The following is an 18,034-nucleotide window of genomic DNA, read 5'->3' on the forward strand; positions in this document are numbered from 1 at the left end:
TTTTAGTGCAGTCCCGCGCGAAAGGCTAACCCTCCGCCACAACCTGTGGCAGCGCCATTACGGCCTCGGCATGGTGGCATGCGGCAAGGTGCGCCGTGCCGACGTTGCGCAGCGCCGGCGCGGTGTCGCGGCAATGCTGGTCGGCCAGTGGGCAGCGCGATGCATAAGCGCATCCTGTCGCGCCGGTCGACTGGGAGGCGATCGGCCGGGCGCCGCGGCGGCGGCGTACCCCGCCGGCGCGGGCGCGCGGCACGGCCTCGAGCAACGCCCGCGTATAGGGGTGGGCGCAATGCGCGAACAGATCCTCAGGGCTCCCCTGCTCGACGATCCGGCCGAGATACATCACCGCGATCTCGTCGCAGAGATAATCCACGACAGCGAGATCGTGGCTGATCAGGATGTAGCTCAACCCAAACTGATCCTGCAGGTCTTGCAGGAGATTGAGCACCTGCGCCTGCACGGAGACGTCGAGTGCGCTGACCGGCTCGTCGGCGACAATCAGTTTTGGCTGGGTGATCAGCGCACGCGCGATCGCGATGCGCTGGCGCTGGCCGCCGGAGAATTCATGCGGGAACTTGTCCATGTCGGCGTCGCGCAGCCCGACCTGCCGCAGCACCCCGGCAACGCGCTGACGCAGCGTGGCGCGATCCATGCGTCCGAGCGCGGTCAAAGGCTCCGCAACGATACGCGCGACGGTCTGTCGCGGGTCCAGCGAGCCATAGGGATCCTGAAACACCATCTGGAAATCGCGCCGGGCGCGGCGCAGCTCGTCAGCCGGCATCCGGTGCAGGTCGCGGCCCATCAGCGACACCGACCCCGACGACGGCTGTTCCAGCGCCATCACCAGCCGGGCGAAGGTCGACTTGCCCGATCCGGACTCGCCGACCACGCCGAGGCTTCGGCCTGCCATCACCTGCGCGGTGACGCCGTTGAGTGCGTGCACCTGCCCGGCCGGCTTGAACATGCTTTCGCGCGGCAGCGTGTAGCGCTGCGCCAGATCTTTGACATCGAGCAGCGGGTGCTCGGCGGGTGGCGGCGTCTGCTCAAGCATGGTCATGCGCCCAATGCTCCTACCGCCTCGGCCATCGAAACATCCGTCCTGAGACAGCGCACGCGGTGGCTGGCGCCGACGTCGACCGCGGCCGGCAGCGCCACGCGGCAACGGTCCTCGACGATCGCGCAGCGGTCGGCGAAGGTGCACCCCGAGGGCAGATCGGCAAGTTCGGGCACGGTGCCGGCGATGGTCTTCAGTCTTGTGCCCTTCCGCGCACCAAGGCGCGGACGGGCGCGAAACAGGCCCTGCGTATAGGGATGTCCCATCCGCGTGAACACGGCATCGGTCGCGCCACTCTCGACCACTGTGCCGCCATACATCACCATCATGCGCTGCACATTCTCGGCGATGACGCCGAGATCGTGCGAAATCAGAATCATCGACATGCCGCGCTCGGCAACGAGGTCTGCGATCAGATCGAGGATCTGTCCCTGGATGGTGACGTCGAGTGCCGTGGTCGGCTCATCGGCGATCAGCACGTCGGGCTGGCAGGCCAGCGCCATGGCGATGGTGACGCGCTGCCGCTGACCGCCAGAGAACTGGTGCGGATAGGCATCGACGCGTTTCGCCGCATCGGGAAGCCCGACACGATCGAGCAAGGCGACGGCTTCCTTGCGCGCCTCTGCGGCCGAGCAATTGGTGTGGCGCCGCAACGGCTCGGCCACCTGACGGCCGATCGTGTGCATCGGATTGAGCGCGGTCATCGGCTCCTGGAAAATCATGCTGATGCGATTGCCGCGCAGCTTGCAGTAATTCGCATCCGACAGGCCCACCAGTTCGCTGCCGTCGAGGCGGATGCTGCCGCTGATGACGGCGCTGTCGGGCAGCAGGCCCATCAGCGCGAGCGCGGTGACGGATTTGCCGCAGCCGGATTCGCCGACGAGGCCCAGCGTCTCGCCGCGCTTCAGCGCGAAGCTGACCCCGCGAACGGCCTGCGCGGGACCGCGGCTGGTGTTAAGCCGGACGCCGAGGTCCCTGACTTCGATCAGAGGCGTGTTGGCTGATACGCTCATGTTCAGCGTTCCCGCGCCAGCCGGGGATCGAGCAGATCGCGCAACCCATCGCCAAGGAGGTTGAGACCGAGCACGGCGACCGCGATCGCAGCGCCCGGATAGACCGCAAGCATCGGCGACTGGAACAGTAGCGTCTGCGCGTCGTTCAGCATGCGGCCCCAGGACGGCTGCGGCGGCTGCGTGCCGAGCCCGAGATAGGACAATGCCGCTTCGGCCAGGATCGCCAGTGCGAACTGGATCGTTCCCTGCACGATCAGGATCGGCAGGACGTTCGGCAGCACATGCTCGATGGTGATGCGGAAGCCACCCTTGCCGGAGGCGCGCGCGGCCAGCACGAATTCCCGCGCCCAGATCGCATTGGCCGATCCACGGGTGAGCCGGACGAGGGTCGGAATCTGAAAGATGCCGATGGCAATGATCGAGGTCACCATGCCCGGGCCTACGACAGCCGCCAGCATGATGGCCGACAGCACCGCGGGAAATGCGAAGGTGAAGTCGCTCATCCGCATGATGAGCTCTTCGGTCCAGCCCTTGCGCGCGGAGGCGATCAACCCAAGACACACCCCGAAGGTGAGGCCGATCCCGATGGCGATCACACCGACCATGATGGTGGAGCGGGCGCCGACCAGCAGCAACGAGACGATATCACGGCCGAGCACGTCGGTGCCGAGCCAGTGCGCGGCTGACGGTGGCCGCAGCTTGGAGGCCACGTCGATTTCATAGGCTGACCACGGCGTCCAGACCAGCGACAGCAAGGCGGCGCAGAGCACCATCAAGCTGAGCGCGCCGCCCACAACGAAGCTGCGATGGCGCAGTGCGCGGCGCCAGAAGCCGTTTGCAAGCCGCGGACACGCGGTAGCGTCCCCAACCTCGACTGAGGCGCTCAGCGGGGTGCTCATAGGTTGTGTACCTTGATGCGCGGATCGATGAAGGCATAGAGCACATCGACCACGAAGTTGACGATGACGACCACGGCCGCCAGTAGCATCACGCAGTTGCGCACCACGGTCAGGTCGCGATTGGCGATCGACTGGAAGATCAGCCGGCCGAGACCCGGCAGATAGAACACGTTCTCGATCACGATCGTCCCCGCCAGCAGATTGGCGAACTGCAGGCCCATCACCGTCATGACCGGAATCATCGCGTTGCGCAGCACATGCCGCCACAACACGCCGCGCTTGCTCAAGCCCTTCGCGCGCGCGGTGCGCACGAAATCCTCACGCAGCACCTCAAGCACCGCGGAGCGCGTGACCCGCGCGAGGATCGCCGCCTGCACCACCGATAGCGAGATCGCGGGCAACAGCAGCGACTTGATCCCGGCAATGATGCTCTCGTCCCAGCCCGCAAATCCGCCGGCCGAAAGCCATTGCAGCTTCACCGAGAACAGCAGAATAAGCAGGATGGCGAACCAGAAGTTGGGAAGCGCTATGCCGAACTGCGTCAGCGACATCACGCCGACATCGCCGAGCTTGTTGTGATTTGCCGCCGTATAGATGCCGGCAGACAGGGCCAGCACGACCGTCATGGCCATGGACATGATCGCCAATGGAATTGTCAGCGTGAGACGCTCGGCAATCAATCCTGCAACAGGCGTGCCATAGGCGTAGCTGTTGCCGAGATCGCCCGTCAGCATCCCCACGATCCAATGGACGTACCGATAGTGCAGCGGTTGATCCAGCCCGAGCTTGGCTGCCAGCGCCCGAACCGCATCAGGCGAGGCATCCGCGCCCATCAGCATCTGCGCGGCGTTGCCGGGCAAAGCATCCAGGACAAGGAAGATAATCAGCGACGCGCCAACCAGCGTCGCTATCAGCGTCAGAAAGCGGCGGAAAATGAAGACGCTCAAGTCCCTATTCCCTTGTTAGCAGCCAGTGTGGTGGCAGCCACATTTTCGCTTAGCTGTTCAAGCTCGGCCACCGGCCGAGAAGTTCTTGCGAGCCTTCAAACAGCGCGCTGACGCGCAGCAGTTCGACGTCTCCACGGAATTGGCCGACCAACTGGATGCCGATCGGCAGGCCGTCCGCATCGAAGCCGCAGGGCAGACTGACCGCGGGATGACCGGTCATGTTGAACGGCATGGTCCAGGGAAACCAGCTCGGCCGCACGTCGCTGAATACCCGCCCGTCGATTTCTATCGTGCCGAACAGGTCCTGGTCGATCGGAAGCGCGGTTCGGGTGATGGTTGGCATCGCGAGAATGTCGACCCTTTGCAACAATGTCTGAACCCGCCGGAACAGAGCCGTACGGTCAAACATCGCCCGCTGATAGTCAACACCACTGACCTTGGTGGCCAGCGCCAGTTGCTTCAGGAACGTCTCGCTCAGCACGTCGCCATGATCGGCGGCAAGCTTCTCGAACCGCGCGCGCCAGGCGGTGTGATTGATGGCGCGCCAGATCGGCTCCACCTCAAATCCATCGCCGGGCATTTCCTCGACTTCGGCCCCGAGGGTTTCCAGCCTGGCAAGCGCGACCTTGAAAGCAGCGGCGACTTCGGCCGCAACCGGCCGGCCGAGCGGCGCGAGGCAGAATGCAATCCTGCGCCCGCGCAGATCGCCGTTCGGAGCCGATCCCTCGACAAAATTCCACTGTGGAAATCCGATCGACCACGGATCGGATGCGTCTTCTCCAGACATCGCCTGCATCATCAAGGCGGTGTCGGCGACGGTGCGCGTCGTCGGCGTCACAAAGGTCTGGTTGCCGAACGCGTCCTGCACTTGACTATGGGGAATAACGCCGTTGCTCTGCTTCAGCCCGACAACCCCGTTGCAGGCTGCCGGAATCCGCGTCGAGCCGCCGCCATCGGTTGCAATGGCAAGCGGCGCGATACCGCTGGCAACCGCGACCGCCGCTCCCCCGCTTGAACCACCGCTCGAGCGCGCCCCACTCCAGGCATTGCGCGTACGGCCGAACAACGGCGAATCCGTCAGGCACTTGGTGCCGAACTCCGGCGTCGTGGTCTTGCCCAGGAGGATGGCACCCGCTGCCCGCATTCGCGCCACGGCGACCGCATCATGGTTGGGAATGTTGTCCTTGTAGGGCACCGCACCGAAGGTCGTTCGCACCCCCTTGGTGTTGACAATATCCTTCACGGTGAACGGAATACCGTGAAGAAGGCCGAACTGCCCCCCGGCCATGACCTCACGCTCCGCATTCCTCGCCTCGGCCATGGCCTCATCGCCGCACAGCGTGATGAAGCAGTTCAACTCGGGCTGCATTCGCTCGGCACGCGCAAGAACGGCACGCGTAATTTCGACCGGTGAAACATCCTTGCGGGCGATCCGCGCGCGGAGTTCGGTCGCAGGCAGCAAGCACAGTTCATCGCTCATCGCGCTAAAGTCCCCAGGGTCGAATGACGCAAAGATGACATCCACATTGACTTCAGGTCCAATACCATCGCACAACTTACCCATACGAGATCGGTATAGCAAAAATGGACCTCCGGCGTCTCCGCTATTTCGTCGCCGTCGCTGAAGAACGCAGCGTTGGCCGGGCGGCCGTGCGCCTGCGCATGGCGCAGCCGCCGCTGTCGGTCCAGATCCGCAAGCTGGAATCGGAAGTCGGAACCCCGCTGTTTCGTCGCGGCGCGCGGGGGATGGAGCTGACCGCGGCCGGTCGCGCCTTGCTGTTGCGCGCGCGTGAAGCGCTGGCCCTGACGGCTGAAGGTTTTGAGGCAGCCCGCGCTGTGGCAGCGGGACGTCGGGGAAGATTGTCGGTCGGTTACATGTTCGCGCTTGCCCACGCCGTGTTGCCGAGGCTCGTTCCGGAACTTCGAAGGTCCCTTCCAAAGGTCGACCTGGAGTTTATCGAACTGAGCGCATCGACGCGCGAGGCACGGGTGCTGGATCACAGCGTGACTGTCGCGCTGTGCATGCCCGCCATTCGCCACAGCGAGATCGAGGTCTCCACGATCGGAAAGCAGCGATTGATGCTGGCCATGCCGGCCGGTTCGCAGCTGGCGCGCTCGGCGACCGTCCCGGTGAGAAAGCTGCAAGGCCGCCCGCTGATAAGTTTGCCCGGGTCTGCCGAGGACCCGGCGAACTCCGTTGTGACTTCGCTGCTACGGCGGCATCAGGTCAGCATGACGGTCGCGAACCGGGTCGAGACGGTCCACTCGGCGCTCAGCCTCGTCCTTGCCGGAGAGGGCATGGCGATCCTTCCCGCCTGCGCCCAGCTCGGATGCCCGACCGGCGTCGTGTTCAGGCCCTTCCGCGACGCCGACGATGCCATCGACGTCGCGGTTTGCTGGCGTCGGGATTCTCTCAATCCACTGGTCCGGAATTTTCTCAAATGCGCGGAAAAGGTAATCCGCAGCGCCTGAGACCATCGGCTTGCCAGATCGCGATGCGATTATCAGCATATCACCACATCGTCTGCCGCGCGCGCTCCGGCCATTCCCGATCGTATTTCTCGCCGCCGACGGTGTTGTCGCTCATCTCGGCAAGGATCTGGCCCGGCGTCGGCAAGCTCCTGGGATCGACGCGCTTGTCCGGATTCCAGAGATCGGAGCGCACGATGGCCCGCGCACACTGGAAGTAAACCTCCTCCACCGTCATGACGATGACGGTGCGCGGCGCCTTGCCCTCCATCTTGAACGACGCCAGCAATTCCGGATCGACCGAGACATGCGCGCGGCCGTTGACGCGCAGCGTGCTGCCGGAACCCGGGATGAGAAACAACAGCGCCACCCGGGGATCACGCACGATGTTGCGCAGCGAATCGCAGCGGTTGTTGCCGCGGCGGTCCGGCATCATCAACGTCTTCTCGTCGTGGATGCGAACGAAGCCCGGCAGGTCGCCGCGCGGCGAGCAGTCGAGCCCTTCCGGCCCGCAGGTCGCCAGCGCCACAAACGGCGACTTGTCCATCAACACCCGATAGGCCGGCGTGACCCTGTCCGCGACCTTGACCGTCGAGGCATCGTTGGGAAAGCCGTAGACGGCCTCGAGCTGCTCGATGGTCGCAACAACGGTCATTTCCGGTCTCCTCCTCTCAATCGTCCCATTTCTCGCCCTTGATGACGCGGACGAGCTGGCGGGAATGATATTCGGCGCTGCCGGTGTTGACGATGGTCACGTCGGGCGCCGCCGCGGCGTCCTCCACCGTGCGGCGCAAACGGTTTTCCACCCTGCCGTCGCTGCTTCGTGCGCGCATCGCAATCCGTTCAGCCAGAACGTTTGGCGGTGCGGTGATCACAATCACCACCACGTCGGCATAGGCGCGGCGCATTGCGCCAATTACGGTGCGCGATACGTTGGCGACGATGGTTCGTCCGGCGCGGATTTCATCGTCGATCGCGCGCGGCAACGCGTAGCGGTGGCCGTGAGCTTCCCAATGCATGGCATACTCGCCACGCGTCAACGCCTCCTGAAAGGTGCCGGCGCTGACCTCTTCGTTTTCCTCCGATGCCGACGCTTCGCGCGTAATCACGCGGCGCGGAAACACGATGTTGCCATCGTCAGCACAGGCTGCCTTGGCAAGGCCGAGCAGCGTATCCTTGCCGGCGCCGCTTGGGCCGACCACCAGCACCAACCGGCCCGGCCCGATGGCGGCGGTCTGATCTGCCGTAGCGGTTGTCAGCGTCTCCGTCATGCCACCCGCCGCCCTTCCCGCCAGACGCTGCGCACCACCGGAATGCCGCGGGCAACATGCACGCGGATCAAATCGGCGCGCTTGCCGGCTGCGATCTCGCCACGGTCCGCAAGGCCCACGGCTTCAGCCGGCGTCTTGGTGACCGTGCGGACGGCGGCGGCCAGGTCGATCGCCGGAATGTGCTCCGGCAATTGCAGCGCGGCCATCAAGAGGCTCGAGGGGATGTAGTCGGAGGACAGGATATCCAGCAATCCCTCGCGGGCGAGATCGATGGCGGCGATGTTGCCGGAGTGCGAACCACCGCGAACCACGTTCGGCGCCCCCATCAGGATGCCGATGCCGGCCTGGTGCAACCCGCGTGCGGCTTCCATCGTGGTCGGAAACTCCGCCACCGAAACGCGATCCTGGATCGCATCGGCGACATTTTCCTCGGTCGTATCATCGTGGCTGGCAAGCGGGATCTCATATTGATGCGCAAGGGCCACGATCTCACGCATGTTGGCCGCGGCATATGTCTTCTGATAGTGGAAGCGCTTCTCGAACAGCGCATCGAGCTCGGCGTCGGTTTTTCCGCCGCCCTTGCCGCGATAATAGTCGCGCAGCTTGACCTCGTCGCGGAACTGGCGCTGCCCCGGCGTGTGGTCCATCAGCGACATCAGCCGCACGTCGGGCCGGTCGATCAGCTCCTTGGCTTCCTCGACCACGCTCGGCATCGGGATTTCGCAGCGCAGATGCAGGAAGTGATCGGCGCGAAGCAGGTTCGCATCGCGCGCGGATGTGATCGCCTCCGCCAGCACGCCTGCCCTGCCGTCAACCTCCTCGGCGCCATCCTCGCGCCAGACCCGCAGCGAATCCAGCACGGTGGTGATGCCCGAAGTGGCCAACTGTCCGTCGTAGGAAACCACCGCCGCGATCGGATCCCAGAACACTTTCGGGCGCGGCACATAGTGCATTTCGAGGTGGTCGGTGTGCAGCTCGATCAAGCCGGGCATGATCAGGTCACCGCCGGCGTCCTCGCTACCGGACGGCGCACTGCCCTCGCCGAACTCGGCGATGCGGCCGTCGACAAAGGCGATCCAGCCGCGCTCGATCACGCGGTCGGCCAGCACGATGCTGGCGTTACCGAGGATGGTTTCTTGCCTTGTCATCTCACATCTCTTCCTTCAAGCCGCGGCGGCAAATGACGTCACGTCGACGATCCGGTCAGCGATCAGGTGACGAATTTCATCGTCATGGACGATCGCCACCATCGCAACGCCCTGACGCTTCTTCTCTTCAATCAACTCGACGACAACAGCGCGATTGGCTGCATCGAGCGAGGCGGTCGGCTCGTCCAGCAACAGTATCGGCAGGTCGGAGATGAAACCATGCGCGATGTTGACCCGCTGCTGTTCGCCGCCGGAGAACGTCGATGGCGGCAACGCCCACAGCCTCTCGGGAATGTTGAGACGGCGCAGCAGCGCGCCCGCCTTGTCGCGGGCCTCCGTGCGTGTCGTTCCATTCGCAATCAAGGGCTCGGCGACGACATCGATCGTGGCGACCCGCGGCACCGCACGCAGGAACTGACTGACATAGCCGATCGTCGAGCGGCGCACGCTGAGCACCTCTCGCGGCTCGGCGGTCGCAAGATCGATCACCGCGCCTCGATGCCGGATGCCGATCCGGCCGCCATCGCAGCGGTAATTGCCAAAAATCATTTTCAGGATCGAGGATTTGCCGGCGCCGGAAGGGCCGGACAGCACCACGCATTCACCCGGATCGACATGGAACGAGACACCGCGCACCACGGGCAGCTCGACGCCACCCTGCAGGTGCATGATAAAGGTCTTCTCAGCGTTGGTGATGTCGATCATCGCAGTCATTGGCGCGCTCATGCCGGCAAAATCGAGGAAACGAGCAACTGGGTGTAGGGCTCGCGGGGGTCGTCAAGTACCTGGTCGGTCAGACCGGTTTCGATGACGCGGCCGCCCTTCATCACCATCACGCGATGCGATAGCAGCCGCGCCACGGCGAGGTCATGGGTGACGACGATGGCGGCAAGGCCGAGCTCGCTGACGAGATTGCGCATCAGATCGAGCAGCCGCGCCTGCACCGATACGTCGAGCCCGCCGGTCGGCTCGTCCATGAACACCAGGCGCGGCTCGGTGACCAGATTGCGTGCGATCTGCAGCCGCAGCCGCATGCCGCCCGAATAGGTCCGCGGCGCGTCATCGATGCGCGCGGTATCGATCTCGACCCGCTCCAGCCAGGACGAGGCGGTATCGCGAATGCGTCCGTAATGATTCCAGCCCACCGCCATCAGCCGCTCGCCGACATTGGCGCCGGCCGAGACCGCCATCCGCAGGCCCTGCGCGGGGTCCTGATGCACATAGCCCCAGTCGGTGCGGAACAAGAAGCGCCGCTCGGCCTCACCTAACGCGGCCAGATCGCGCAACACGCCATCGCGCATCCGATAGGACACGCGGCCGGCGCTCGGCGCGAGTTGCGCCGACAACAGTTGCAGCAGCGTCGATTTGCCCGACCCGGACTCGCCAACGACCGCCAGCACTTCGCCGGGGTAAAGCGCAAAGGAGACATCGCGGCAGGCGGTCAGCCGGCCGTAGTTCTTGCCGAGGTGTTCGGCAACCAGCAGCGGCTGATCGTCCGGCGTGACGTCTTGCAGCTCAGCCATGCGCCCTCTCCTTGTGCGGCGCGGCGCTTTCGCTGCCGCGGTGGCCGGCCAACTGGCGAGACTCGCAATAATCAGTGTCGGAACAGACGAACATCCGGCCGCCCTTATCGTCGGTAACGATTTCGTCGAGATAGGAATCGCCGGCGCCACACAGCGCGCAGGGCGCGTCGAACCGGTAGCGCGTGAATGGGTGATCCTCAAAATCGAGCGATACCACGTCGGTGTGTGGCGGGATCGCGTAGATGCGCTTCTCGCGCCCCGCGCCAAACAGTTGCAGCGCCGGACAGTTGTCCATCTTCGGATTGTCGAATTTTGGCGTCGGTGATGGGTCCATCACATAACGCGCGTTCACCTTCACCGGATAGGCGTAGGAGGTCGCGATATGGCCAAAGCGCGCAATGTCTTCGTACAGCTTGACGTGCATCAGGCCGTATTCGCCGAGCGCATGCATGCGCCGCGTCTCGGTCTCGCGCGGCTCCAGGAACCGCAGCGGCTCGGGGATCGGCACCTGATAGACCAGTACCTGCCCTGCATGCAGCGGCGCTTCGGGAACCCGGTGACGGGTCTGGATCACGGTGGCGTCCGCCGTCGAAGTCGTGGTTGCGACGCCGGCCGTCTTGCCGAAGAACTTTCGGATCGAGATCGCGTTGGTGGTGTCGTCCGAACCCTGGTCGATCACTTTCAATACGTCCTGTGGCCCGAGGATCGCTGCCGTCACCTGCACGCCGCCGGTGCCCCAGCCGTAGGGCATCGGCATCTCGCGGCTGGCGAACGGCACCTGATAGCCGGGAATCGCGATCGCTTTGAGGATCGCGCGACGGATCATCCGCTTTGTCTGTTCGTCGAGATAGGCGAAGTTGTAAGCTGGCGCGTTCATTCGGCGGCCTCCCGCATCGGCGGCGTCTCGTTCGCCTCGGCAAACTCTTTGCGCAGCTTACGCAGCAGGCCGAGTTCGGACTGGAAATCGACGTAGTGCGGCAGTTTGAGATGCTCGACGAAGCCGGTCGCCTGCACGTTGTCCGAGTGCGACATCACGAATTCCTCGTCCTGGCCGGGCGCGATCACTTCCTCGCCAAGCTCGCGAGCGCGCAGGCTGCGATCGACCAGCGCCATCGACATGGTCTTGCGCTCGCTTTGCCCGAACGCCAGGCCATAGCCACGCGTAAAACACGGCGCCTCGGTCGCCGACCCCTTGAACTGGTTGACCATCTGGCATTCGGTCAGCGCGATCGAACCGAGCGGAACGGCAAAGCCGGCGTCCTCGGCCATGAATTCGACCTCCACCTCGCCGAAACGAATCTCGCCGGCAAAGGGATGGTTGCGGCCATATCCACGCTGCGAGGAATATCCGAGCGCCAGCAGAAAGCCTTCGTCCGCACGGGCCAGGTTTTGCAGGCGCAGATCGCGATCCGCCGGGAAATTGAGCGGCTCGCGCGTCAAATCGCCCACAGGGGCGTCGGCATCCGCCGACGGCGAAGGCTCGATCAGGCCGTCACGACCGAGAATGTCGGTCACGCGCGGGGTCGCTGCTGCGGAGGCATCTCCTGTCGCGGGAGCCTCGGGCGCGAACCCCTCGGCGAGTTGCGGATCGAGCAGGCGATGGGTGTAATCGAAGGTGGGACCGAGAATCTGCCCGCCCGGGATATCCTTGAACGTCGAGGAAACCCGGCGGCGCACCTGCATCGCGCCGGTGTCGACGGGTTCGGTTGCGCCAAAGCGCGGCAGCGTGGCGCGGAACGCGCGCACCAGGAAGATAGCCTCGATCAAATCGCCACGCGCTTGCTTGATGGCGAGCGCCGCGAGTTCGCGGTCGTACAGCGAGCCTTCGGTCATGACGCGGTCGACGCCGAGCGAAAGCTGCTCGGAGATCTGGGCCAGCGACAGTTCGGGTACGTCACGGTCGCCGCGCCGTTCATGCGCCAGCAGACGGTGGGCATTCTCGATGGCGCGCTCGCCTCCCTTGACGGCAACATACATGGTCAGCCTCCCCTCACGAGCCGCGTCGTGCGCGGTATGGCGACGATGGACTCGTCATGAACCAGCACGACATCGATGCCGCGCGGAAAAAGCGCGACGTTGATGGCAAGCCGCTCGAACAGATCCTGCGGCTGGATGGAAGCGCGCAGCGCCGCGGTGCCGTCGATGCCGGGCCCCCGTAGCTCGGCAACAGGGCCATCCGTCAGGCTTTCGACCTGCAGGATCAGCGTCGTCGAGCGGTCCGGATATTCATTGCTGCCAAACGCGAAGCGATCGAGCGTCGGCAGGCTCTGCGGATCGCCCATCAGCGCAAAACTCGCGATCGACGAATCCGCGACGACCGGCGCGCTGGTGTGGAACTTGAGCCATTTGGCAACGTCCGCCGTCGCCGACATCCGGCCGTCGAGCCAGACCGGCGTATCGTGGTCGAACAGGGTCAACGCTATGGCGGCCGTGCCGCGCATCATCCCGACCGGCGTGCCGGCTGCGGACGCGATACGTTGAACGCTGCCGGGGCGCGCCATCGCATCCATCACGGAGCGGAAGGTCGATTGCGCCGACAACACCTTGTCGGCAAATCCTGCGGGCAATTCGGCAACCGTCGCCATGTCAACCCTCACCCCGCACCAGTGTGTAGAAATCAACCCGCGTCGCTGCGGCCTCTGCGGACTTGCGGTTTCGCTTTTCGATCACCGCCGCACGCAGCGGCGCGACCACCTTGGCTTCAACTGCAGCTGCGAACTCGTCCGACTGCACCATGGCGTCGCACAGCGCGATCAGCTTCGCCTTGTGACGGTCGCGACCGAGCGTGTAGCCGAAGCCGATTTCTCCGGTCGAAAGCCGCACCGCGGCGCGCGAAACCGTGGCTTCGCCGAGGTTGAAGGGCGCGCCGTCGCCGCCGACGCGGCCGCGCACCATGACCAGGCCATTTTCAGGCTCGCGCAGGTTCTCATGCGCCGGCAACGCAATCGCCTCGAGATGACCGGCAATGGCCGTGGCCTCGAAGTGGGCCAGTACCGCCATCGCAGCCTTGCGCCGGGCTTGCCCGTGACTATCCTCGCCTGCCATCACATCGACCTTGCCTGAATCAAGTTGTCTATGATATTAGACAACTCGATACCGAAACGCCATGACGATTTCGTGACAATGAGGTGATTTTTCTCCAATGGCCGATATCGCCACATGAGCATTCAGGACACCGCATCCGGCGTCGCGCTGTGGCGGCAGGTTGCCGACGGCATCGAGCGCGGCATCGCCGACGGCCGCTTTGCCGCGGGCGAAAAGCTGCCGGGCGAGATGGAGATTGCCGAGACCTATCGGGTCAACCGCCATACCGTGCGCCGGGCGCTTGCCGCGCTCGCCGAACGCGGCCTGGTGCGCGCCGAGCGCGGCAGCGGCACCTATGTCGAGACCGGGCGCATCGCCTACCCCCTGCGCTCACGAACGCGGTTTTCCGAAATCGTCGGAGCCGGCGGCCGGGAGCCGCGCGGCCAATTCATCGACGCAACCGAAGAAGAAGCCACGCGCGAACTGGCGCGGGAGCTTGGGTTGAAGACCGGCGCGCCGCTGGTCCGGATCGAATCGGTGCGGCTCGCCGACCGCACGCCGATCTGCGTCAGCACCACCTGGCTTTCGGCCGAACGCTTCCCCGACGCCGGCAAGGTGTTCGCCAATGTGCGCTCGATGACCAAGCTGGTGGCGCATTACGGTATCCGGGATTTTCGTCGTGCGTCGACCCGGATTACCGCCGGTATCGTGGACGCAACCGACGCGGCGCGGCTGGACCTCGCGCTCGGACGTCCCGTGCTCGTGGTCGACAGCACCGACGTCGATACCGCTGGCGAGCCGCTGACAACCAAGCGTTCGCGCTTTGCTGCCGAACGTGTCGAGTTCCTGGTGGAGAGCAGTTTGTAGCGTGGGCAAAGCGAAGCGTGCCCACACCATTCTTGCATCCGTGCAGATCGATGGTGGGCGCGTCGCCAGCGCGCCTTTGCCCACTACGGACTACGGAACGATCAGGCGACCGCGCGCTGTCCGATGATGGCAAAGCGCAGCTTGCCCGAAATCCAGTCGATCGCGGCGACCGCGACCAGGATCATCAGGATCAGGAAAGAAACCTTCTGCCATTCCAGCACGCGGATCTGCTCGGCAAGCTGCAGGCCGATGCCGCCAGCACCGACGATACCGATGATGGTCGCCGAGCGGGTATTCGATTCGATGAAATAGAGCACCTGCCCCGCGATGACAGGCAGCACCTGCGGCATCAGGCCGAAGCGTATTTCGTGCAGCGCATTGCCGCCGGAGGCGCGGATGCCCTCGACCTGCTTCTTATCGGCGGCTTCGATCGCCTCGGAAAACAATTTGCCGAACGCGCCGAAGTCGGACAGCGCAATCGCCAGCACACCGGCGAACGGCCCGAGGCCGACGACGTTGATCCACACCAGCGCCCAGATCAGCGTATCGACACCGCGGATGGAATCGAGGAACCGGCGTACCGGGAAGCGAAGCAGGTTCGACGGAATGATGTTCCGCGCCGCCAGCAGGCTGACCGGCAACGCCGCCACGGCGGCCAAGGTCGTGCCGAGCAGCGCGATCGACAGCGTCTCACCGAGGGCTGCGAGATAGGCGGGCAGCGATGAGCCGGGATCCGGCGGGATCATCATCACCGCGATCCAGCCGAGCTGGCTCAGGCCCGACACCAGTTTGGCCGGCGAAAAACCGAGATCCACCACCCCGAACACGAAGATCGCGCACACAGCCAGAAGCATCGCCGGCATGGCGAGGCGCGCCGATGCAGGCCGATCGAAGACGTCAGGGTATTTGGTCCGGAGCGCGTCTGTATCCGGTTTCGGCAACTGGCTCATGCGCGAGCCTCCTTGCCGAACAGTTTTCCGCGCAGCCAGCCGGTCGTGATATCGATGACGAAGACAGTGACGATGATGGTGACGAGGATCGCGCTGACGTCGGAGTAATAGAACTTGCGGATCGCGACGACGAGCTCCTGCCCGATGCCGCCGGCGCCAACAAAGCCCATCACCGAGGCCTCGCGGACATTGATCTCAAAGCGCAACAGCGCGTAGCTGGCATAGCCGGCCGTGACCTGCGGCAACACCGCAAAGCGCATGCAGGAGAGCCAGCTTGCGCCGGTCGAGCGCACACCCTCGACCGGTTTCATGTCGGCGTTCTCGACGATCTCGGAGAACAATTTTCCGAGCGCGCCCGCGGAATGCACGGCGATTGCCAGTACGCCCGCCATCGGCCCGAGGCCGAAGGCGATGACGAAAATCAGCGCGAATACGATGCCGGGAACAGTGCGTGCGAACTCGAGGAGACGCCGGATGACGAACCGCAGCCATGGCGCGGGCGACGTGTTTTGCGCGGCGAAGAAATTCAGCACAAAGGCAAGGACCGCGCCGGTCAGCGTGCCGACATAGCTGATGAGAATCGTCTCGCCGAGCATCTTGAGCCACTTCTGCCAGCCCCAGAACCATTCACCGAAATTGGTCCATACCCGCGCGCCGTCTTCCAGGGTAAGAATGCGGTCGAAATAGCTGACGAAGTTGCCGAAATAGCTGAAGAGCGTACGCAGATTCACTTCAGCGCCGATCGCTGCGATAATCAACGCGGCGAAGAAAACTACCGCCGCCAAAGTCACCTTCAAACGCTTGCGCGCGACCGCCTTGCGATAGGTATCGTTGAGCACCGCAAGTTGCTGGTCTGGAAGGATGGATATGGCATTCGCCATCGGAATCACTGTGCCCAAGCGTTAAACAGAACAGGTGTTGAACAGAACGGGTGTGAGATAGAAAAAGGCCGGGTCGCTCGGACCCGGCCAGGCTCGTCTAGGCTATTGATCAGGACGCCTTCTTTTTACGCAATGCATCGACGAACTTGATCAATTCGATCGTGGCGTCCCAGTCCTTGGTCGTGGCCGGGTTGAAGCCCTTCTTCTGGCCGTCGGACAGGCGGTCGAACGCGGCCTTGTCCTTGGTCGGCGATTCCGTGAACGCCTTGGCAATCGCAGCCTTCAGGTCGGCCGGGAGGTCCGAATTATAGGCGTAGGGTCCGTTGATGATCGGGGCCGACTTGTGGATCATCCGGAAATCGTCCTTCTTCATCGCCGACCCGTCGGCGTTCTTCAGCATGCCCTTGTGCAGCATCTGGGCGAGCGTGGAATCATCGTCGTTGGTCCACTGATTGGCGGCGACGTCGACGGTGCCCTGCGACAGCGCCAGCATGGCGTTCTCATGGCTGCCGGTGAAGACGACCTTGCCGAAATACCCATCGGCGTCGGAGATGCCGAGCTTGTCGAGTTCGAAGCGCGGCACATTGTTGCCCGACGTCGAATTCGGATCGACCAGGCCGAGGTTCTTGCCCTTCAACTGATCGATATTCTTGTAAGCGCTCGACGCCTTGACGAAGAATACCGAGTAGTAGCCGGTCGAGCCGTCGGCATTGATGTCGTTGGCGAAGGCGTCGGTCTTGACGCCGGTCAGGCGGGCGCGGGCAAACGATGCCGAGCCGTAGCTGGCGATATGGATGTTGCCGGCGCGCTGGCCTTCGATCACGGCCGCGTAGTCGTTGGCAATGCGCAGCGTGACCTTCACGCCAAGCTCCTTGGAGAGATACGTGACGAATGGCGTCCAGCGCTCGGTAACGCCAGAGGCATTTTCGGCAGGCACCACGGCAAACGTCAGCTCCGGATATTTGCTCTTCCAATCCTGCGCCGAGGCGGAAGCGGTAAACGCCAGCGCGGCCGCGCTGGCAAGAACGATACGACGAGTGATCATGGTCAGCCCTCTTGTTGTGGTTACGCCTCTTCGCCGATTGCAGGTTTGCAGCCGGCTACCCTGTACAGAAATGAAAACTCAGGCCGCGGCGGCGGTGCCGAGCGCCGGAACGGCAGCATCGTCGGGCGCCGGCGCGGTGCCCATGACGTCGTTGGCTTCGAGATCGTAGAGTTCGCGCGCAATGTGATCCGTCAGCGTCTCGGGCGCACCGTCGAACACCACCCGCCCCGCTGCCATGCCGATCAGGCGGTCGCAGTAGTTCCGCGCCAGATCGAGCGAATGCAGGTTGCAGATCACGGTGATGCCGAAATGCTTGTTGATGCGCAGCAGCGCATCCATAACGATCCGCGTGTTGCGGGGATCGAGCGAGGCGATCGGCTCGTCGGCGAGAATGATGTCGGGTTCCTGAACCAGCGCGCGGGCGATCGCGACGCGCTGCTGCTGGCCGCCGGAAAGCTGGTCGGCGCGCTGGGCGGCGATAGCAGCCATATCGAACTGCTCCAGCGCCGACATCGCCAGCGCCCTGTCCTCTTGCGGCCAGAGCTGCGTCAGCGAGCGCCAGGACGGAATTTCCGCCAGCCGCCCCATCAGCACATTGGTGAGGACGTCGAGCCGGCCGACTAGATTGAATTGCTGAAAGATCATCGCGGAGCGCGCACGCCACTGCCGCAGATCCTTGCCGCGCAGTGCGGTCACGTCGACGCCTTCAAAGAGGATGCGTCCCTCCGATGGTTCGGCGAGACGGTTGATCATCCGAAGCAACGTGGACTTGCCGGCGCCGGACCGGCCGATGACGCCGACAAAGCTGCCGGGCTGAATCGAAAATGACGCATTATCCACCGCGGCTTTGGTGCCGAACCGGCACGTCAAACCTTCCACCACCAGCATGCAATGCTCCAACTGCGCAAACGTAGACCATCGCTAACGGCAGGGTTTAACAGTT

20 protein-coding genes are annotated in these 18,034 nt (G+C 64.2%); 2 read left to right on the forward strand and 18 right to left on the reverse strand.

Features of this window, described 5'->3' with window-relative positions:
* Window positions 1–25: 25 nt before the first annotated feature.
* Genes V1283_RS20995 through V1283_RS21015 form a run of 5 tightly spaced genes read right to left on the reverse strand, consistent with a single transcriptional unit; the run spans window position 26 to window position 5,393 of the window.
* Window positions 26–1,051 carry an ABC transporter ATP-binding protein gene (locus V1283_RS20995; protein ID WP_442895875.1) on the reverse strand — a complete coding sequence of 342 codons (1,026 nt, stop codon included), beginning with the start codon at window positions 1,049–1,051 and terminating at the stop codon, window positions 26–28.
* A 2-nt stretch (window positions 1,052–1,053) separates the two neighbouring features.
* A complete protein-coding gene (locus V1283_RS21000) occupies window positions 1,054–2,067 on the reverse strand; it encodes an ABC transporter ATP-binding protein (protein ID WP_334388337.1) in 1,014 nt (337 codons plus the stop codon).
* Between the two features lie 2 nt (window positions 2,068–2,069).
* Window positions 2,070–2,966 carry an ABC transporter permease gene (locus V1283_RS21005; protein ID WP_334388339.1) on the reverse strand — a complete coding sequence of 299 codons (897 nt, stop codon included), beginning with the start codon at window positions 2,964–2,966 and terminating at the stop codon, window positions 2,070–2,072.
* A complete protein-coding gene (locus tag V1283_RS21010; RefSeq protein WP_334388340.1) occupies window positions 2,963–3,913 on the reverse strand; it encodes an ABC transporter permease in 951 nt (316 codons plus the stop codon). The genes V1283_RS21005 and V1283_RS21010 overlap by 4 nt, the downstream gene beginning before the upstream one ends.
* Before the next feature lie 49 nt (window positions 3,914–3,962).
* Window positions 3,963–5,393, reverse strand: coding sequence for an amidase (locus V1283_RS21015; RefSeq protein WP_334388341.1), 1,431 nt, complete (start codon window positions 5,391–5,393; stop codon window positions 3,963–3,965).
* A gap of 104 nt (window positions 5,394–5,497) precedes the next feature.
* Here V1283_RS21015 and V1283_RS21020 point away from each other — a divergent pair, with 104 nt between their 5' ends.
* Window positions 5,498–6,385, forward strand: coding sequence for a LysR family transcriptional regulator (locus tag V1283_RS21020; protein ID WP_334388342.1), 888 nt, complete (start codon window positions 5,498–5,500; stop codon window positions 6,383–6,385).
* A gap of 40 nt (window positions 6,386–6,425) precedes the next feature.
* Here V1283_RS21020 and V1283_RS21025 read toward each other — a convergent pair whose 3' ends face one another.
* From V1283_RS21025 to phnG, 9 genes are read right to left on the reverse strand one after another with little or no spacing between them, the layout of a single operon-like run.
* Window positions 6,426–7,037, reverse strand: a complete 612-nt coding sequence (locus V1283_RS21025; protein WP_334388343.1) for a pyridoxamine 5'-phosphate oxidase family protein — start codon at window positions 7,035–7,037, stop codon at window positions 6,426–6,428.
* Between the two features lie 16 nt (window positions 7,038–7,053).
* Window positions 7,054–7,653, reverse strand: coding sequence for a phosphonate metabolism protein/1,5-bisphosphokinase (PRPP-forming) PhnN (gene phnN / locus V1283_RS21030; RefSeq protein WP_334388344.1), 600 nt, complete (start codon window positions 7,651–7,653; stop codon window positions 7,054–7,056).
* Window positions 7,650–8,801, reverse strand: coding sequence for an alpha-D-ribose 1-methylphosphonate 5-triphosphate diphosphatase (locus tag V1283_RS21035; RefSeq protein WP_334388345.1), 1,152 nt, complete (start codon window positions 8,799–8,801; stop codon window positions 7,650–7,652). The genes phnN and V1283_RS21035 overlap by 4 nt, the downstream gene beginning before the upstream one ends.
* Window positions 8,802–8,816: 15 nt before the next feature.
* A complete protein-coding gene (gene phnL, locus V1283_RS21040; RefSeq protein WP_334388346.1) occupies window positions 8,817–9,515 on the reverse strand; it encodes a phosphonate C-P lyase system protein PhnL in 699 nt (232 codons plus the stop codon).
* An 8-nt stretch (window positions 9,516–9,523) separates the two neighbouring features.
* The gene (gene phnK / locus V1283_RS21045; protein WP_334388348.1) at window positions 9,524–10,324 is read right to left on the reverse strand and encodes a phosphonate C-P lyase system protein PhnK; all 801 of its coding nucleotides are present in this window, start codon (window positions 10,322–10,324) and stop codon (window positions 9,524–9,526) included.
* Window positions 10,317–11,201, reverse strand: a complete 885-nt coding sequence (locus V1283_RS21050; protein ID WP_334388349.1) for an alpha-D-ribose 1-methylphosphonate 5-phosphate C-P-lyase PhnJ — start codon at window positions 11,199–11,201, stop codon at window positions 10,317–10,319. Before V1283_RS21050 ends, phnK begins: the two co-directional genes overlap by 8 nt.
* Window positions 11,198–12,301, reverse strand: coding sequence for a carbon-phosphorus lyase complex subunit PhnI (locus V1283_RS21055; protein WP_334388350.1), 1,104 nt, complete (start codon window positions 12,299–12,301; stop codon window positions 11,198–11,200). The genes V1283_RS21050 and V1283_RS21055 overlap by 4 nt, the downstream gene beginning before the upstream one ends.
* A 2-nt stretch (window positions 12,302–12,303) precedes the next feature.
* Window positions 12,304–12,909 carry a phosphonate C-P lyase system protein PhnH gene (gene phnH / locus V1283_RS21060; RefSeq protein ID WP_334388351.1) on the reverse strand — a complete coding sequence of 202 codons (606 nt, stop codon included), beginning with the start codon at window positions 12,907–12,909 and terminating at the stop codon, window positions 12,304–12,306.
* A 1-nt stretch (window position 12,910) separates the two neighbouring features.
* A complete protein-coding gene (gene phnG / locus V1283_RS21065) occupies window positions 12,911–13,324 on the reverse strand; it encodes a phosphonate C-P lyase system protein PhnG (RefSeq protein ID WP_334388352.1) in 414 nt (137 codons plus the stop codon).
* Window positions 13,325–13,483: 159 nt separating this feature from the next.
* Between phnG and phnF the strand changes: the two genes are divergently transcribed.
* Window positions 13,484–14,215, forward strand: coding sequence for a phosphonate metabolism transcriptional regulator PhnF (gene phnF, locus V1283_RS21070; protein WP_334388353.1), 732 nt, complete (start codon window positions 13,484–13,486; stop codon window positions 14,213–14,215).
* 101 nt (window positions 14,216–14,316) lie between these two features.
* Here the strand turns inward: phnF and phnE (V1283_RS21075) are convergent, their stop codons facing one another.
* The 4 genes from phnE (V1283_RS21075) to phnC all read right to left on the reverse strand — a co-directional run bounded on the left by phnE (V1283_RS21075) (window position 14,317) and on the right by phnC (window position 17,979).
* The gene (phnE, locus tag V1283_RS21075; protein WP_334388354.1) at window positions 14,317–15,165 is read right to left on the reverse strand and encodes a phosphonate ABC transporter, permease protein PhnE; all 849 of its coding nucleotides are present in this window, start codon (window positions 15,163–15,165) and stop codon (window positions 14,317–14,319) included.
* A complete protein-coding gene (phnE, locus tag V1283_RS21080; protein WP_334388355.1) occupies window positions 15,162–16,046 on the reverse strand; it encodes a phosphonate ABC transporter, permease protein PhnE in 885 nt (294 codons plus the stop codon). Before phnE (V1283_RS21080) ends, phnE (V1283_RS21075) begins: the two co-directional genes overlap by 4 nt.
* A gap of 109 nt (window positions 16,047–16,155) precedes the next feature.
* Window positions 16,156–17,091 (reverse strand): phosphonate ABC transporter substrate-binding protein, encoded by a 936-nt coding sequence (phnD, locus tag V1283_RS21085; protein WP_334388356.1) that lies wholly within the window; start codon window positions 17,089–17,091, stop codon window positions 16,156–16,158.
* A gap of 78 nt (window positions 17,092–17,169) precedes the next feature.
* The gene (gene phnC / locus V1283_RS21090; protein WP_334388357.1) at window positions 17,170–17,979 is read right to left on the reverse strand and encodes a phosphonate ABC transporter ATP-binding protein; all 810 of its coding nucleotides are present in this window, start codon (window positions 17,977–17,979) and stop codon (window positions 17,170–17,172) included.
* Between the last annotated feature and the right edge of the window lie 55 nt (window positions 17,980–18,034).

Source organism: Bradyrhizobium sp. AZCC 2262, assembly GCF_036924535.1.
Lineage (GTDB): Bacteria > Pseudomonadota > Alphaproteobacteria > Rhizobiales > Xanthobacteraceae > Bradyrhizobium.

Bases quoted from the DNA above. Each gene is read 5' to 3' on its own strand.
- phnC (WP_334388357.1), bottom strand. From the start codon at position 17,979: ATGCTGGTGGTGGAAGGTTTGACGTGCCGGTTCGGCACCAAAGCCGCG.
- V1283_RS21015 (WP_334388341.1), bottom strand. From the start codon at position 5,393: ATGAGCGATGAACTGTGCTTGCTGCCTGCGACCGAACTCCGCGCGCGG.
- phnN (WP_334388344.1), bottom strand. From the start codon at position 7,653: ATGACGGAGACGCTGACAACCGCTACGGCAGATCAGACCGCCGCCATC.
- phnE (WP_334388355.1), bottom strand. From the start codon at position 16,046: ATGGCGAATGCCATATCCATCCTTCCAGACCAGCAACTTGCGGTGCTC.
- V1283_RS21025 (WP_334388343.1), bottom strand. From the start codon at position 7,037: ATGACCGTTGTTGCGACCATCGAGCAGCTCGAGGCCGTCTACGGCTTT.
- V1283_RS21055 (WP_334388350.1), bottom strand. From the start codon at position 12,301: ATGTATGTTGCCGTCAAGGGAGGCGAGCGCGCCATCGAGAATGCCCAC.
- V1283_RS21020 (WP_334388342.1), top strand. From the start codon at position 5,498: ATGGACCTCCGGCGTCTCCGCTATTTCGTCGCCGTCGCTGAAGAACGC.
- phnE (WP_334388354.1), bottom strand. From the start codon at position 15,165: ATGAGCCAGTTGCCGAAACCGGATACAGACGCGCTCCGGACCAAATAC.
- phnK (WP_334388348.1), bottom strand. From the start codon at position 10,324: ATGGCTGAGCTGCAAGACGTCACGCCGGACGATCAGCCGCTGCTGGTT.
- phnL (WP_334388346.1), bottom strand. From the start codon at position 9,515: ATGACTGCGATGATCGACATCACCAACGCTGAGAAGACCTTTATCATG.
- phnH (WP_334388351.1), bottom strand. From the start codon at position 12,909: ATGGCGACGGTTGCCGAATTGCCCGCAGGATTTGCCGACAAGGTGTTG.
- V1283_RS20995 (WP_442895875.1), bottom strand. From the start codon at position 1,051: ATGCTTGAGCAGACGCCGCCACCCGCCGAGCACCCGCTGCTCGATGTC.
- phnD (WP_334388356.1), bottom strand. From the start codon at position 17,091: ATGATCACTCGTCGTATCGTTCTTGCCAGCGCGGCCGCGCTGGCGTTT.
- V1283_RS21035 (WP_334388345.1), bottom strand. From the start codon at position 8,801: ATGACAAGGCAAGAAACCATCCTCGGTAACGCCAGCATCGTGCTGGCC.
- V1283_RS21005 (WP_334388339.1), bottom strand. From the start codon at position 2,966: ATGAGCACCCCGCTGAGCGCCTCAGTCGAGGTTGGGGACGCTACCGCG.
- phnF (WP_334388353.1), top strand. From the start codon at position 13,484: ATGAGCATTCAGGACACCGCATCCGGCGTCGCGCTGTGGCGGCAGGTT.
- phnG (WP_334388352.1), bottom strand. From the start codon at position 13,324: ATGGCGGTACTGGCCCACTTCGAGGCCACGGCCATTGCCGGTCATCTC.
- V1283_RS21000 (WP_334388337.1), bottom strand. From the start codon at position 2,067: ATGAGCGTATCAGCCAACACGCCTCTGATCGAAGTCAGGGACCTCGGC.
- V1283_RS21050 (WP_334388349.1), bottom strand. From the start codon at position 11,201: ATGAACGCGCCAGCTTACAACTTCGCCTATCTCGACGAACAGACAAAG.